Origin of the sequence: Stenotrophomonas sp. MYb238 (assembly GCF_009496535.1) — a bacterium.
Taxonomy (GTDB): Bacteria; Pseudomonadota; Gammaproteobacteria; order Xanthomonadales; family Xanthomonadaceae; genus Stenotrophomonas.
Genome location: NZ_WIDL01000002.1, coordinates 223,583 through 238,374 on the forward strand (window position 1 = coordinate 223,583; position 14,792 = coordinate 238,374).

The 14,792-nt window shown below is 69.4% G+C and carries 10 protein-coding genes and 1 pseudogene; 7 read left to right on the top strand and 4 right to left on the bottom strand.

Annotation, left to right across the window (positions count from 1 at the left end; all coding sequences use genetic code 11):
- Positions 1-38 precede the first annotated feature (38 nt).
- Both clpA and clpS read right to left on the bottom strand, forming a co-directional pair.
- Positions 39-2,318: an ATP-dependent Clp protease ATP-binding subunit ClpA gene (gene clpA, locus CQ393_RS02500; RefSeq protein WP_153190043.1), complete on the bottom strand. Its 2,280-nt coding sequence runs from the start codon at positions 2,316-2,318 to the stop codon at positions 39-41.
- A gap of 335 nt (positions 2,319-2,653) precedes the next feature.
- Positions 2,654-2,974 carry an ATP-dependent Clp protease adapter ClpS gene (gene clpS / locus CQ393_RS02505; RefSeq protein ID WP_153190044.1) on the bottom strand — a complete coding sequence of 107 codons (321 nt, stop codon included), beginning with the start codon at positions 2,972-2,974 and terminating at the stop codon, positions 2,654-2,656.
- Positions 2,975-3,079: 105 nt separating this feature from the next.
- Here clpS and CQ393_RS02510 point away from each other — a divergent pair, with 105 nt between their 5' ends.
- Genes CQ393_RS02510 through CQ393_RS02530 form a run of 5 tightly spaced genes read left to right on the top strand, consistent with a single transcriptional unit; the run spans position 3,080 to position 7,013 of the window.
- Positions 3,080-3,556 (top strand): hypothetical protein, encoded by a 477-nt coding sequence (locus CQ393_RS02510; RefSeq protein WP_153190045.1) that lies wholly within the window; start codon positions 3,080-3,082, stop codon positions 3,554-3,556.
- 2 nt (positions 3,557-3,558) lie between these two features.
- Positions 3,559-4,020, top strand: coding sequence for an NUDIX hydrolase (locus CQ393_RS02515; protein ID WP_343199460.1), 462 nt, complete (start codon positions 3,559-3,561; stop codon positions 4,018-4,020).
- The gene (mnmA, locus tag CQ393_RS02520) at positions 4,017-5,150 is read left to right on the top strand and encodes a tRNA 2-thiouridine(34) synthase MnmA (protein ID WP_343199461.1); all 1,134 of its coding nucleotides are present in this window, start codon (positions 4,017-4,019) and stop codon (positions 5,148-5,150) included. The genes CQ393_RS02515 and mnmA overlap by 4 nt, the downstream gene beginning before the upstream one ends.
- The gene (hflD, locus tag CQ393_RS02525) at positions 5,147-5,770 is read left to right on the top strand and encodes a high frequency lysogenization protein HflD (protein ID WP_153190046.1); all 624 of its coding nucleotides are present in this window, start codon (positions 5,147-5,149) and stop codon (positions 5,768-5,770) included. The genes mnmA and hflD overlap by 4 nt, the downstream gene beginning before the upstream one ends.
- A 52-nt stretch (positions 5,771-5,822) precedes the next feature.
- Complete coding sequence (locus CQ393_RS02530) at positions 5,823-7,013, top strand: methyl-accepting chemotaxis protein (RefSeq protein WP_153190047.1); 1,191 nt, start codon at positions 5,823-5,825, stop codon at positions 7,011-7,013.
- An 803-nt stretch (positions 7,014-7,816) separates the two neighbouring features.
- Here CQ393_RS02530 and CQ393_RS02535 read toward each other — a convergent pair.
- Positions 7,817-10,597 (bottom strand): EAL domain-containing protein, encoded by a 2,781-nt coding sequence (locus CQ393_RS02535; protein ID WP_343199462.1) that lies wholly within the window; start codon positions 10,595-10,597, stop codon positions 7,817-7,819.
- A 391-nt stretch (positions 10,598-10,988) separates the two neighbouring features.
- Here CQ393_RS02535 and CQ393_RS02540 point away from each other — a divergent pair.
- Together CQ393_RS02540 and CQ393_RS02545 are read left to right on the top strand one after the other, a co-directional pair.
- Positions 10,989-11,720, top strand: a pseudogene (locus CQ393_RS02540) (sensor histidine kinase); the annotation flags it as partial.
- 2 nt (positions 11,721-11,722) lie between these two features.
- Positions 11,723-13,453 carry an EAL domain-containing protein gene (locus tag CQ393_RS02545; RefSeq protein WP_153190049.1) on the top strand — a complete coding sequence of 577 codons (1,731 nt, stop codon included), beginning with the start codon at positions 11,723-11,725 and terminating at the stop codon, positions 13,451-13,453.
- A 38-nt stretch (positions 13,454-13,491) separates the two neighbouring features.
- On the opposite strand, the gene CQ393_RS02550 is transcribed toward CQ393_RS02545, so the two are convergent.
- Positions 13,492-14,667, bottom strand: a complete 1,176-nt coding sequence (locus tag CQ393_RS02550; RefSeq protein WP_153190050.1) for an ATP-binding protein — start codon at positions 14,665-14,667, stop codon at positions 13,492-13,494.
- Positions 14,668-14,792 lie beyond the last annotated feature (125 nt).

A 14,792-nucleotide genomic window follows, 5' to 3' on the forward strand; every position in this document is an offset into this window, starting at 1 on the left:
TTCCCATTTTCCGGGTCCCGCCTCCCTGCTCTCCTGCCTCAGACCGTCGCCGGCAACAGGTGCTCCGGTTCGGCTTCGGTCTCCACGACCAGTTCGCCTTCGCGCACGTCGATGTTGACCTTGCCGCCGCCCACCAGCTTGCCGAACAGCAGTTCGTCGGCCAGCGGGCGCTTGATCTGGTCCTGGATGACGCGCGACATCGGCCGCGCGCCCATCTGCGGGTCGAAGCCATGGTGGGCCAGCCAGTCGCGCGCGGCCGGGGTGGCCGACAGCGAGACGTGCTTGTCCTGCAGCAGCATCTCCAGCTCGATCAGGAACTTGTCCACCACCCGCAGGATGTGGTCCAGGCCCAGCGCCTGGAACTGCACCACCGCATCCAGGCGGTTGCGGAATTCCGGGGTGAAGCCCTTGCGGATCACCTCCATCGCATCGGTGGCGTGATCCTGCTTGGTGAAACCGATCGAGCGCCGCGCCGCCTGCGCCGCGCCGGCATTGGTGGTCATCACCAGGATCACGTTCTTGAAGTTGGCCTCGCGGCCATTGGTGTCGGTGAGGATGCCGCGGTCCATGACCTGCAGCAGGATGTTGAAGATGTCCGGATGCGCCTTCTCCACCTCGTCCAGCAGCAGCACGCAGTGCGGCGTCTTGACGATCTTCTCGGTCAGCAGGCCGCCCTGGTCGAAGCCGACGTAGCCCGGGGGCGCGCCGATCAGGCGGCTGACCGAATGCGGCTCCATGTACTCGCTCATGTCGAAGCGCACCAGTTCGATGCCCAGTTGCAGCGCGAGCTGGCGGGTGACCTCGGTCTTGCCCACGCCGGTCGGGCCGGCGAACAGGAAGTTGCCGATCGGCTTCTCCGGATTGCCCAGGCCCGAACGCGACAGCTTGATCGCCGACGCCAGCGATTCGATCGCCGGGTCCTGGCCGAAGATCACCATCTTCAGGTTGCGCTCCAGGTGCTGCAGCACGTCCTTGTCGGTTGCGGTGACCTGCTTGGCCGGGATGCGTGCCATCTTAGCGACGATGGCCTCGACCTCCTCGACATCGATGGTCGCCTTGCGTTCGTTTTCCGGCAGCAGGCGCTGGCGCGCGCCGGCCTCGTCGATCACGTCGATGGCCTTGTCCGGCAGCAGGCGGTCGCCGATGTGCTTGACCGACAGGTCCACCGCCGCCTGCAGCGCGTCGTCGGCGTAGGTCACGCTGTGGTGCGCCTCGTACTTCGGGCGCAGGCCCTTGAGGATCTCGTAGGCCTCGCCCACGGTCGGCTCGACGATGTCGATCTTCTGGAAGCGGCGCGCCAGCGCCCGGTCCTTCTCGAAGATGCCGCGGTATTCCTGGAACGTAGTCGAGCCGATGCAGCGCAGCTCGCCGGAGGCCAGCGCCGGCTTGATCAGGTTGGACGCATCCATGGTGCCGCCCGAAGCCGAGCCGGCGCCGATGATGGTGTGGATCTCGTCGATGAACAGCACCGCGCCCGGCACCTTCTTCAGCGCGGTCAGCACGCCCTTCAGGCGCTTCTCGAAATCGCCGCGGTACTTGGTGCCGGCGACCAGCGCGCCGAGGTCGAGCGAATAGATCACCGCATCGGCCAGCACCTCGGGCACCTCGCCGTCGACAATGCGCTTGGCCAGCCCTTCGGCGATGGCGGTCTTGCCGACGCCGGCCTCGCCCACGTACAGCGGGTTGTTCTTGCGGCGGCGGCACAGCACCTGGATGGTGCGCTCGATCTCGTCGCCGCGGCCGACCAGCGGGTCGATGCGGCCGGCGCGGGCCTGCTCGTTGAGGTTGCTGGCGAATTCGGCCAGCGCGTCGCCCTTGGCCTCGCCCTCCCCGCCCTCGGCGCGGCCCTCGCCGTCGATGGACGGCGAGGTGTCGCCATCGTCGCCGGACTTGGCGATGCCATGGGACAGGTAGTTGACGATGTCCAGCCGGGTCACGTCCTGCTGGTTGAGGTAGTAGACCGCGTGCGAGTCCTTCTCGCCGAAGATCGCCACCAGCACGTTGGCGCCGGTGACCTCCTTCTTGCCTGAGGACTGGACGTGGTAGACGGCCCGCTGCAGCACGCGCTGGAAACCGAGCGTGGGCTGGGTGTCGCGGCCGTCGTCGTCGGCCAGGCGCGAGACCGAGGTCTCCACGGCCTGTTCCAGGTCCTGGCGCAGACGGTCCAGGTCGGCGCCGCAGGCCTTGAGCACGGCCTGCGCGGAGGGATTCTCCAGCAGGGCGAGCAGCAGGTGCTCGACCGTCATGAATTCATGACGGGCCTCGCGGGCGCGCTTGTAGCACTGGCCAATCGTCTGTTCGAGGTCTTTGCTGAACATGGGGGACTCCGACTGCGGTTGGAGACAATATGCGGCCTGACTGCACGTTTTCCATCACCCTACCGGATGCCGGTGTTCAGACGGCGTTAGCAGTATGCCCAATGGTTGGGGATCCGTTGCGGCCGGTCGGCCGCCGGGGGCGTATCCCTACCCTGCACCACGGCATTCTTTACCGGCACCGCGATCCGGCAGGAGTCACGCCAGGCAACTCCTGTCCCCTCCACATGGGCGCCGGCCGGGCCACAGCCAATGCCGCCGCCGTACCCATATACGGAACGATGCGGACCGCCAGTGTCGGGACGGGGCGACGCGCGCACTGCCGGCGGCGACGCCGGTCAGGCCTTCTCCATCGTGCACAGCAGCGGGTGCTGGTTCATGCGCGAGAACTCGTTGACCTGGGCGACCTTGGTCTCGGCGACCTCGCGGCTGTAGACCCCGCAGATGCCGCGGCCACGGGTATGGACGTGCAGCATCACCTGGGTGGCCTTGTCCAGGTCCATGGCGAAAAAGTTCTGCAGCACGGCGACCACGAAATCCATCGGGGTGTAGTCGTCGTTCAGCAGCATCACCTGGTACAGCGGCGGCGGGGCGACCTCGGGCTTGCCGGGTTCCACCAGCAGGCCATGGTCGTTGTCGTGTTGGAGCTTGCGGGGCATGCGCGGAATTATACCGGGTGGTCCCGGCGTACTGCGCCGAATTGGACGTGAACGCCCCCGTCAAAGCACAATTTGCGCCTGATCAACCAATCCCGCAGGGAAAGCATGAAGAAGTACGTGACTGGAATGATGGCGGCGTGCGTGTTGGGCTGCATGGCCGGAACCGCCTTCGCCGGCGAACCGGATGCCGCAATCGGGCGGCTGCTCGATTCGCTGGAATACAAGTACGAGGTCGACGACGACGGCGACTACCGCATGGTGTTCGACATGGAGGACGAGCGCACCCAGCTGGTGTTCGTGCGCTCCTCGGTGGAGACCTACGGCACCCACCGCATCCGCGAGATCTGGTCGCCGGGCTACAAGTCCTCCGGCCCGCAGCTGCCGGCGCTGGTGGCCAACCGCCTGCTCGAGGATTCCAACGACTCCAAGCTCGGCAGCTGGGTCAAGCAGGGCGACATGGCCATGTTCGTGGTCAAGATCGACGCCGATGCCAAGGCCGAGGTTCTCAGCGACGCCATCGATGCGGCGATCAAGAGCGCCGATGCGATCGAACTGGAACTGACGGCCAAGGACGAGTACTGAGGGTGAACGCACTGGACTGCCAGCGCTGGGCGCCACACGTCACCGTGGCCACCGTGGTGTCCCGCGCCGGGCAGTTGCTGCTGGTGGAAGAGGAAAAGGAAGGACGGCGGGTGCTGAACCAGCCGGCCGGCCACCTGGACCCCGGCGAAAGCCTGGTCGAGGCCGCCGTGCGCGAGACGCTGGAGGAAACCGGCTGGGAAGTGCGGCCGACCGCCTTCATCGGCGCCTATCAATGGGACGCGGCCGACGGCACGCCGTTCCTGCGTTTCGCCTTCGCCGCCGAGCCGGTGAGGCACCACCCGGAACGGCCGCTGGACGGCGGCATCGTGCAGGCGCTGTGGCTGAGCCCGGCCGCGCTGCAGGCCGACATGGCGCGGCTGCGCAGCCCGCTGGTCTGGCAGACCGTGTCGGACTGGCTGGCCGGGCAGCGTTTCCCGCTGTCGGTGCTGAGGCAGGTGCCGTGAGCCGCCCGGGCGTGGTCGTGGGCGTGTCCGGCGGTGTGGACTCCTCCGTCGCCGCCCTGCTCCTGGTGCAGCAGGGACTGGATGTCTCCGGCCTGTTCATGCAGAACTGGGCCGATGACGGCAGCGGCCATTGCCGTGCCGAGGACGACCGCCGCGACGCCGTGGCGGTCTGCGGCCGGCTGGGCATCGCGTTCCATTTCCGCGACTTCTCCGCCGAGTACTGGCAGGGTGTGTTCGCGCATTTCCTGGCCGAATACGCGGCCGGGCGCACGCCCAACCCGGACGTGCTGTGCAACCGCGAGGTCAAGTTCAAGCATTTCCTCGACGCCGCCCGCGAGCTGGGCGCCGGGCGCATCGCCACGGGCCATTACGCCCGGGTGGCGCAGTCCGGCGGGCGCTGGCGCCTGCTGCGCGGGGCCGACCGCGGCAAGGACCAGAGCTATTTCCTGCACCAGCTGGGCCAGGAACAGCTGGCCGCCACCCTGTTCCCGATCGGCCACCTGGAAAAGAGCCAGCTGCGCCGCATGGCCCAGGAGGCCGGGCTGCCGACCCATGCCAAGAAGGATTCGACCGGCATCTGCTTCATCGGCGAGCGCGATTTCCGCCAGTTCCTCGGCCAGTACCTGCCCGCGCGCGAAGGCGATATCCGCGACCCGGACGGCCGGCCCATCGGCCGCCATCCGGGCGTGTTCTATTTCACCCTGGGCCAGCGCGAAGGCCTGAACATCGGCGGCGTGCGCGGCCGGTCGGCGGCGCCCTGGTACGTGGTCGGCAAGGACGTGGCGGCCAACGTCCTGTACGTGGACCAGGGCCACGACAGCCCCTGGCTGCAGTCCAGCCGCCTGCAGACCGAATCCATGCACTGGATCGCCGGCGCCGCGCCCGCCGCCCGCTTCCGCTGCACGGCGCAGACCCGCTACCGGCAGCCGGACGAGCCCTGTGCGGTCACCGTGCGCGATGACGGCACCCTGCAGGTCGATTTCGACCGGCCGCAGCGGGCGGTCACGCCCGGCCAGTCGCTGGTGCTGTACGACGGCCCCGAATGCCTGGGCGGCGCGGTGATCGCCGCCACCGACGCGCCGCTGGAACAGCGTGCGTCCCGCCCCGTTTCCCTTGAGAGGCAAGCATGAGTTTTTCCTTCGACGACCGCGTACTGGCACTGGCCGGCATCGCCCAGGCCCTGCAGCAGGTGCGGCGCATCGCCGAGACCGGCCATTCCGATGCCGCCGTGGTGCGCACGGCCATGGACAGCGTGCTCCGCATCGACGCCCCCTCGCCTGCGGCCGTCTATGGCGACGGCCGCCAGCTGGACGCCGGATTGCGGCTGCTGCGCGACTACTTCGGCAACCAGGGCAAGGACGACCTGCTGCCGCGTCTGGCGTTGTCGGTGATGCAGCTGGAACGCCGCTTCGTGCGCGATGGCGCCACGGTCGCCAGGGTCCAGGCCGGCATCGCCGCCGCCGCGGCGCGGGCCGGCGAACTCGGCGACCCGGCCCATCCCGACGTGCTGGCGGCCATGGGCGGCCTGTACGCGGACACCATCAGCCAGCTCAAGCCGCGCATCATGGTGCAGGGCAATCCGCATTACCTCGGGCAGGCCGGCGTGGTCGCCGAGATCCGCGCCCTGCTGCTGGCCGCGGTGCGTTCGGCGGTGCTGTGGCGCCAGCTCGGCGGCAGCTACTGGGATTTCCTGTTCTCGCGCAGGGCCATGCTGGAGGCGATCGGCCGGCAATTGCGCGGCGGCGCCTAAAGACCGCCCCCCCACGGCCGATACTGCAATCGTGACTCTCCCGAGAACGTCCATGTATTCACGCATTGCTATCCGCCTGGCCGCCCCGCTGGCCCTCACCCTCCTGCTGCCGCTGGCTGCGGCGTTCGCATGGCCCTCCGCCGTGGTCTGGGCGATCATGACCACGATGGTCCTCAGCTGGCTGGTGTTCGCCTACTGGAGCGTCTACAGCCAGTCGCAGCGGTCCCCCGAGCATGCCCGCGTGCTCAAGGAGCAGGATCAGCTGCTCAACGAACTGCGCAGCTTCGTCAGCAACGAGATCGACGGCTCGCGCGGCGAGATCGAACGCGCCCGCGAACTGATCCGCCAGGCCGTGTCCGGCCTGGGCAGCAGCTTCGATGCGATGAACCGCAAGTCGCGCCAGCAGAGCCAAGCGCTGGCCCGCATCGTCGACCGCGCCGGCGATGAAGGCCATGGCGGCGTCGACGTGGCCCGCTTCGCGCAGCATGCCAGCCACCAGATGGAACAGCTGGTCGAGGCGCTGGAGCAGGTCAGCGGCCAGAGTAGCAACACCGTGCAGCACATCGACCAGATGGCGCAGCACCTGGACGGCATCTTCGCCCTGCTCGAGGACGTGAAGTCCATCGCCGACCAGACCAACCTGCTGGCGCTCAACGCCGCCATCGAGGCCGCGCGCGCCGGCGAGGCCGGACGTGGCTTCGCCGTGGTCGCCGACGAGGTGCGCAACCTGTCCGAGCGTTCGACCACCTTCAACGAGCAGATCCGCAAGCTGGCGCACAGCTCCAAGGACGCCATCGCCAAGGTCCGCGAGACGGTCTCGCACATGGCCTCGCGCGACATGGACCGCTCCCGCGAGGCGCGCCAGGAAGCGGCGGCCATGCTGGACAACGTGGCGGCGATCAACAATTCGCTGGGCGACGGCATGCGCGAGATCTCCGAATGCGGCCGCGCCATCGACAGCAGCGTCGCCGAAGCGGTGCGCGCCCTGCAGTTCGAGGACATCGCCACCCAGGCGCTGGGTGGCGTGCACACCCACCTGGACCGCCTGACCGCGATCAACCGCGAAGCCGTGGCGCTGCAGGAACTGCTGCACCGCAGCGGCGGCGTGCTCGACAGCGAACTGGTGGCCGCGCTGCAGCGCACCGGCAGCCGCCTGCGCGAGATGCGCAACGAATGGGAACGTCCGCCGCACAAGCCGGTGGCGCAGCAGAGCATGGGTGCGGGAACGGTTGAACTGTTCTGATTTCCCACGCGGCGAAATACCGACCCCGGCTCCGGCCGGGGTTTCGTCGTTGCAGGCCGCCTCCCCTGCGCAGTCCGCCGCCGCGGCGGACGAGGCGTATCCGGCCACCTTCCTGCCGGTAACGGGCAACGCGGGTGTTCCCCGCCCCGTATCGGCGCTGGAACGGCTGATGGCCCTGGAGGCACTGGCGCAGCAGGAACTGGCCGGCGCCACGCGCCTGCAGGAAGCCGCCGCCCCCCGGCAGGACGACCTGCTGGCGATCCTGGTCGCCTGGGACCTCGCGCTCTGACGCCGGCACTGGCGCGCGCGGGCAGCCTGCTCCACGGGCGGTGACGTCGTCTGGCGGTATCCGGTCGTCGTCGGGGAACTGACCTCGAGCTCCCGCAGCTGCGATGGAAATGCCCTCTGCCGGATCAACCGGATGCGTTGCCCGTGCGTCGATGACGTCCGATCTGGTTTCCGCTGACGGAACGATGCGCGGAGCGCCCGTTGCCGTCCGCGCCGCCTCCTCGAGCCAAGTGTCATGCGATGGCGGACCACGCTGATCGAGCAGCGTGGCGCGGCGCCTCAGGCAGCACAGGGGGCGTAGCAAAGAGCTCCGGCTTCCCTCCCCGGCGCGAGTGACAGCGCGGTGTCCCAAGCAGGAATGGGACCGTCGACTGCACGCGCCGGCAGCACCGACGGCAATGCCCACGTCGCGCTGACGCGGCTGTGCAGGGGAAGAAGAATTACCGTGGGGGCGGTGCCCCTTGAACCGGCCATCCAGCGCGGGCCGAGATGGAACAGGCCCGATACGCGGTCGGTCAGAGCGCCACGGCCGGCCTGTCCGACGGGTGCGGCGACGACGGGTTCTGGCCGTTGCCGCACTGGCGCAGCCACTGCGCCATGTCGCGCGACGGCAGCGGGCGCGAGTACAGATAGCCCTGGATCTCGTCGCAGCCCTGGCGCAGGAGCAGCGCTTCCTCCTGCCGCGTCTCCACGCCTTCGGCCACCACCAGCATGCCCAGTGCGTGGCCGAGGTGGACGATGGCCTGGGTCACCTCGGCGGTGCCGGCGTCGTGCAGCATGCGCTGGACGAAACTGCGGTCGATCTTCAGGCGCTGCACCGGGAACCGGTTCAGGTAATGCAGGTTGGAGAATCCGGTGCCGAAATCGTCCACGGCCAGCAGCACGCCGTTGCGCTCGAAGGTGTCGAAGCACTGGCGCAGCGCGTCGCTGTCGCGGATCAGCGCCGATTCGGTCAGCTCCAGTTCCAGCCGCTGCGGCGGCCAGCTGTGGCGCTCGCAGATGGCGATCACCTGCTCGGCGAAGCCGCGCTCGCGCAGCTGCATGGCCGAGACGTTGACGGCGATGCGTTCGAACGCCAGGCCCGCCGCCTGCCACACGGCCGCCTGGCGGCAGGCCTCGTCCAGCACCCACTCGCCGATGCGGGCGATTTCCCCGCATTTCTCGGCCACCGGGATGAACTCGGCCGGGCTGCATGGCCCCAGTTCCGGGCAAACCCAGCGCAGCAACGCCTCGATGGCCGGCGGCCGCGACGGGTCGACGTTGACCAGCGGCTGGTAGACCAGCTGGAACTCCTCGCGTTCGAGCGCGCCATGCAGCGCGTGCTCGATCTGCAGGCGCCGCTGGATGCCGGCCAGCGCATCCTGGCTGTAGTACTGGTAGGTGTTGCGCCCGGCTTCCTTGGCGGCATGCATGGCCGCGTCGGCCGCGCGCAGCAGCGTGTCGAAGTCGTGGTGGTTGTCGTCGGCGAGCGCGATGCCGACGCTGGCGCCGACCTTCAGCGTGGTGTCGCCGCGGTGCAGCGGCGAAGCCAGCGAGGCGATCAGCTTGCGCGCGACGTGGCCGGCATCGGCCGGGTCGGCGAGGTCGCGCAGCACCACGACGAACTCGTCGCCGTTGAAGCGCGCGAACAGGTCGGCGTTGCGCAGGTTCTGGTGCAGCCGCGCGGCGGCGGCCTTGAGCAGCATGTCGCCGGTGGCATGGCCGAAGGTGTCGTTGATCGACTTGAACCCGTCCAGGTCGACGAACAGCATCGCCAGCACCCGGCCGTTGCGGTGCGAATCGGCGATGGCCTCCTCGGCCTGCTCGCGCAGCAGGATGCGGTTGGGCAGCCCGGTCAGCAGGTCGTAGTGCGCCAGCAGTTCGATGCGCTCGTTGGCCTCGCGCTCGCGGGTGATGTCGCGGAAAAGCACGACGAAACGCTCCGGCAGGCCTTCGCGCCGGTCCAGTTCGACCTGCACCTGCACCCATACGCGCTCGCCCGAATGCCGGTAGAAGCACAGGTCCAGCTGTTCGGGCAGGCCGCCGCCGGCGATGCGGGTGAGCGCGGCCTCGAAGCTGTCGCGCGAATCCTGCGTGTAGAGCGCCAGCGCCTGCTCCAGCGTGACCGGCTCCTTGCGCAGGCCGTGGATGCGGTAGCACTCGTCGGTCCAGAGCATTCCGCGGGTGGCGACCTCGATCTCGCAGCCGCCGATGCGGCCGAGCGCGGACACGCGGTTGAGCAGTTCCGTGCGCCAGCGGATCAGGGCGTCGGTCTGGCGCTGTTCGGTGACGTTCTGCAGTTGCCCGATCACCCGCTGCACGCGCCCGGCTGCATCGCGCTCGGGATGCATCCAGATCCGCAGGTGCAGGCTGCCGGACTCCATCGGAGCGGGCGCCAGCACCAGGTCGAAACCATGCGGCTGGCCTTCGCGGTGCAGCCGCCGCCAGGCGGCCAGCACCTGGGCGCGGGCGTCGCCGTCGAGCAGGCACAGCCAGCGGCGGTCGCCGGGCAGGCTGCCGGGCGAGCGGCCGACCGCGGCATGCAGTTCTTCGGACCAGAGGAAACGGGCGCCATCCCGCTCCCACGACCAGGTGCCGAGGCCGGCGATGCGCTGCAGGTGGCGCAGTTGCGCCTGCTGTTCGTGCGCGCCGGCGTCGTGCGCGTCCTGCGGGCCGATCTCGATACGGATGCCGCTGATGCGCAGCGGCTGGCCGTCGGCCGTGCGCGCCACCACCTGGCCATGATCCTGCACCACGTGCCAGTTGCCGTCGCCGCGACGCACGCGCAGGCGGCAGGCATAGGGCATGGAGGCGTCGTGCAGGTGCGCCTGCAGCGCCGCCCGCTGCGCGGCACGGTCGGCGGGATGGACCTGGTCCAGCCATTCCTGCACGGTGCCGGGCGCGATGCCCTGCCCCGCCTGGCCCTCCAGAAGGGCCAGCAGGTTGGCCGGCACGTCCCACTCCCACACGCCGTGCCCGGCTTCGTGCAGCAGCCTGGCCCAGCGCCCGTCGGCCAGCGCGACGGCCGGGGCGGCGGTGTACACGTAGGCGCAGACCGCGCCGGCGGGCGAGCGCGCCGCGCTCAGGAAGCCATCCAGGCGTTGCCCGCCAGCGGGAACCGCGCAGGGCAGCAGCCCCTGCGCGGCGACACGCTCGCGCAGCCCGAGCAGGGCGTGGCGATGGGCCTGCAGCCCGCGCGGCAGGTCCAGCGTGCGGGCCGCGGCATTGGCCGCCAATGGATGGCCCTCCGGATCGAGCAGCACGATGGCCCCCTCCATCGGGTGGCCCATCATGCTCGCAATCACGCCCTGATCCACGCGCTACCGCTCCAGTCATCCACCCGAGGTCCGGGAACCCTATCGATAACGGCAGTCCCGGAGGGAAATTGAGTACTGCGTCATCGCTCCCGGCGACGGCCCGTTAAGATGTCCGGGACAGATCACGCCGGTACCGCCACGGAATATGCACAACGGCCCCACCCTCCCGCGGCACGCCGCTTCCACGGACGCGGCGATGGCATGCCTGCAGCGCACCACCTACGGCGTGGTGGCCGGCGGCGGCGTGCTGATCCTGCTGTGCGGGCTGCTGCCGTGGGCCTGGGCGGCGATCCCGGCGCACCCGCTGGCCTGGACTGTGATCTCCGTCGCCCTGGTGGCCGCGTACATGGCGCTGGCACTGCTCCTGCTCCTGCCCCGGCTGGCGCAGGTACGCCTGCTGGCCGCGCGCGACCTGGCCGAACTCGAATCCAGCCGCAAGGCGCTGGAGACCGGCAACCGCGAACTGCAGGCCATGGCCGGGCGCCTGTTCTCGGTGCAGGAGGACGAGCGCCGCGCGATCTCGCGCGACCTGCACGACGACATCGGCCAGGCCGTCACCGCGATCAAGCTGGCCGCGCACGCGGCGATGGACGAGGACGACACGCGGCGGCGCCGCGAGGACCTGGGGCAGATCGTGGAACTGGTGGATAGCACCGTCGTGCGCCTGCGCAACCTGTCGATGCTGCTGCGCCCGCCGCAGCTCGACGCGCTGGGGCTGGAGGCCGCGCTGCGCTGGCAGGCCGGGCAGCTGTTCCGTTCCTCGCCGGTGGAGCTGTGGATGGAGGTGGACGAGCTGCCGCAGCGGCCCGACAACGAGGTCGAGCAGGCCTGTTTCCGCATCGCCCAGGAAAGCCTGACCAACGCCCTGCGCCACGCCCTGGCCAGCCAGGTCCGGCTGAGCCTGGAGGACGATGGCGACGGCCGCCTGCGGCTGCGGGTGGTCGACGATGGCGAAGGTTTCGACCCCGACGGTCCGCGCGGGCTGGGGCTGGTGGTGATGCGCGAACGCGCGCAGAGCGTCGGCGGCTGGCTGCGCATCCGCACCGCGCCGGGCGAAGGCACCCAGATCGAACTGCACCTGCCCTACCGTGCGCCGCAGGCGGCCGCCTGCCAGGGAGCCTGACGATGTGGAACCCCGCCGCCTCGCAACCGGCCGTCGAACTGCCCGCCCCTGCGCGCCTGGGCGCCGGCAATCCCGAACTGGCCGCCATGGTCGCCGCGGCGTCCGCCGGCGGCACGCCGCTGATGCTGCTGCACCTGGACATCGACCACTTCGCCTCGGTCAACGAGAACATGAGCGCCGAGGTCGGCGACCAGGCGCTGGTCCTGATCGCCCAGCGCCTGGGCGACCATCTGCGCGGCCGCGGCCGGCTGTGGCGGCACGGCAGCGACGAGTTCGTGCTGGCCATCCCGCGCGAAAGCGGTGTGCCGCTGCCGGAGGAAATGGCCGAGCAGCTGCGCCAGCAGATGGAGCTGCCGCTGTCGGTGCTGCCCTACACCCTGTTCCTGACCGCGAAGATCGGCGTGTCGCTGTGCCCGGAGCACGCCGTCGATCCGAGCCGCCTGCTCGACCTGGCCGAGGACGCGCTGCACCAGGCCGGGCGCGAAGGCGGCAACGTCGTGCAGGTGCACATGCTGCACAAGCCGCTCAGCGCGCACAGCGAGAGCATCATCTCGCGGCAGCTGGTGGACGCCATCGAGAACGGCGAGCTGCGCCTGCGCTACCAGCCGCTGGTCAGCGCCCGCGACGGCCATGTCGTGGGCATGGAGGCGCTGCTGCGCTGGCAGTCGCCGACGCTGGGCATGCTGGTGCCGGAGCGCTTCATGCGCACCGCCGAGCGGCTGGGGATCATCGTCCAGATCGGCGCCTGGGTGCTGGAGATGACCCTGCGCCAGGCGCGCGTCTGGCGCGACCAGGGCTTCGACGATTTCAACATCGCGGTGAACGTGTCCACTCTGCAGCTGCTGCGGCCCAGCTTCTTCGCCGAGGTCATGGCGCTGCTGCAGTCCACCGGCGTGCCGGCGCGCATGCTGACCCTGGAGATCAACGAAAGCGCGCTGACCAACAACGTCAATTTCGTCTACGAGACCCTGGCCAACCTGCGCAACGAAGGCATCAGCCTGAGCCTGGACAACTTCGGCACCGGCGATTCCAGCCTAAGCGCGCTGGTGCGCTACCCGGTGGACAAGCTCAAGATCGACCGCAGCTTCATCAAGAGTGCGCCGGCGGCCAACCGCGAGGCCGCGATCTCCCGCGCGATCATCGCCATGGGCCACCAGCTGGGCATGACCGTGATCGCCAACGGCGTGGAATCGCAGGCGCAGCTGGGCTTCCTGCGCCGCAACGACTGCGACGTGTTCCAGGGCTACCTGTTCGGCGAACCGATGTCGGCCGAAGCCGCCGGCGTGACCCTGCGCCGCCGCTACCTGCGCCCGGAAGCCTTCGCCGAGACCCGCCCGGACCGCACCCTGCTGCTGCTGGACGACGAGGAGAACGTGCTGCGCTCGCTGGTGCGCCTGTTCCGCCGCGACGGCTACCGCATCCTGGCCGCCGGCAACGTGCGCGACGCCTTCGACCTGCTGGCGATCAACGACGTGCAGGTGATCCTGTCCGACCAGCGCATGAGCGACATGAGCGGCACCGAGTTCCTGGGCCGGGTGAAGATGCTCTACCCGGACACGATCCGCCTGGTGCTGTCCGGCTACACCGACCTCAACACCGTCACCGACGCGATCAACCGCGGCGCGATCTACCGCTTCCTGACCAAGCCGTGGAACGACGACGAGCTGCGCGAGCACATCCGCCAGGCGTTCCGCACCCACGACGAGAAGCGCAAGCCGGGAAAGAGCGCGTAGCCGCCGGAAGCCGGGAACCGCTGGAGAGGAGCCCGCTCCTAGCCCTTGGGCTGCCGCACCGGCAGCACGATGCGGAAGCGCGAGCCCTCGCCCACCGTGCTGTCCAGGTCGATGCGGCCGTGGTGCTTGTTGACGATGCCGTAGGAGATGGACAGGCCCAGTCCGGTGCCGCTGCCCACCGGCTTGGTGGTGAAGAACGGATCGAAGATGCGCTGGCGCAGTTCCGGCGAGATGCCCGAGCCGTTGTCCTGGAATTCGATCCACACCTCGTCGCCCTGCACGCCCGTGCTGACCACGATGTGGCCGCGCTCGGCGATGGCGTGGCCGGCGTTGAGCAGCATGTTCATGTACACCTGGTTCAGTTCCGACGGCAGGCACTCGACCATCGGCAGCTCGCCGTAGCGGCGCTCCAGGGTGACCTTGTACTTGAGCTCGTTCCAGATGATGTTGATGGTCGATTCCAGCCCCGAGTGCAGGTCGGCCAGCTTCCACGACTCGTCGCGCCCGGAATAGGAGAAGTCCTTCAGGTCGCGCACGATGCGCGTCACCCGCTCGATGCCCTCGCGCGACTCGGCCATCAGCTGCGGCAGGTCGCGGCTGATGAAGTCGATGTCCAGGCGGTCGCGGATGTCGTCGATCTCGGGGATCAGCGCCTTCGGGTCCGGCGCGCGCAGCGCCCGTTCGTAGGCCTCGATCACGGTGAACAGGCTGCGCAGGTATTCCTGCAGGCTGCCCAGGTTGGAGTGCACGTAGCCGATCGGATTGTTGATCTCGTGCGCCACGCCGGCGGCGAGCTGGCCGATGGAGGCCATCTTCTCCGACTGCAGCAGCTTTTCCTGCGCGCCGTTGAGCCGCAGGTAGGCCTGGCGCAGCTCGGCGTGGCGGCGCTGCAGTTCGTTCTCGTAGTCTTCCTGGCCGTCGATGTGGCGGAACAAGGCCAGGCAGGCCCGTTCGCTGCCCTCGTGGTGGTGGTAGAGGTGCACGATCACCGCGCGGTCGCCCAGCGGCAGGCTGCCGCTCCAGCTGCCCGATTCCTTGGCCTGCGCCAGCGCCACCGGCGGCAGCAGGTCGACAAGGCGCCGGCCCAGTTCGGCGGCATCGCCGCCCTGCGCGCCGAACAGGTCGCGCACGGCGCTGTTGGCCAGGGCCACTTCGCCGGTGTCGTTGAACAGGAGCATGCCGTCGCGCATGCGGTCGCTCAATGCATGGAGCATGGCGGGCGACGGAAGGGGCGCGAGCGGAGCGGAAGCGTTGTCGGCCACGGAAGGCGGTGGATCAGTGGAACGGGCGTCCACTATAACCGCGGATGCCTCGGCGCATCGGCGCCGGAATGCGGTGG

Excerpts from the sequence above, each read along its gene's own strand:
- CQ393_RS02510 (WP_153190045.1), top strand. The coding sequence starts at position 3,080 with ATGAAGAAGTACGTGACTGGAATGATGGCGGCGTGCGTGTTGGGCTGC.
- clpA (WP_153190043.1), bottom strand. The coding sequence starts at position 2,318 with ATGTTCAGCAAAGACCTCGAACAGACGATTGGCCAGTGCTACAAGCGC.
- CQ393_RS02545 (WP_153190049.1), top strand. The coding sequence starts at position 11,723 with ATGTGGAACCCCGCCGCCTCGCAACCGGCCGTCGAACTGCCCGCCCCT.
- CQ393_RS02530 (WP_153190047.1), top strand. The coding sequence starts at position 5,823 with ATGTATTCACGCATTGCTATCCGCCTGGCCGCCCCGCTGGCCCTCACC.
- clpS (WP_153190044.1), bottom strand. The coding sequence starts at position 2,974 with ATGCCCCGCAAGCTCCAACACGACAACGACCATGGCCTGCTGGTGGAA.
- CQ393_RS02550 (WP_153190050.1), bottom strand. The coding sequence starts at position 14,667 with ATGCTCCATGCATTGAGCGACCGCATGCGCGACGGCATGCTCCTGTTC.
- hflD (WP_153190046.1), top strand. The coding sequence starts at position 5,147 with ATGAGTTTTTCCTTCGACGACCGCGTACTGGCACTGGCCGGCATCGCC.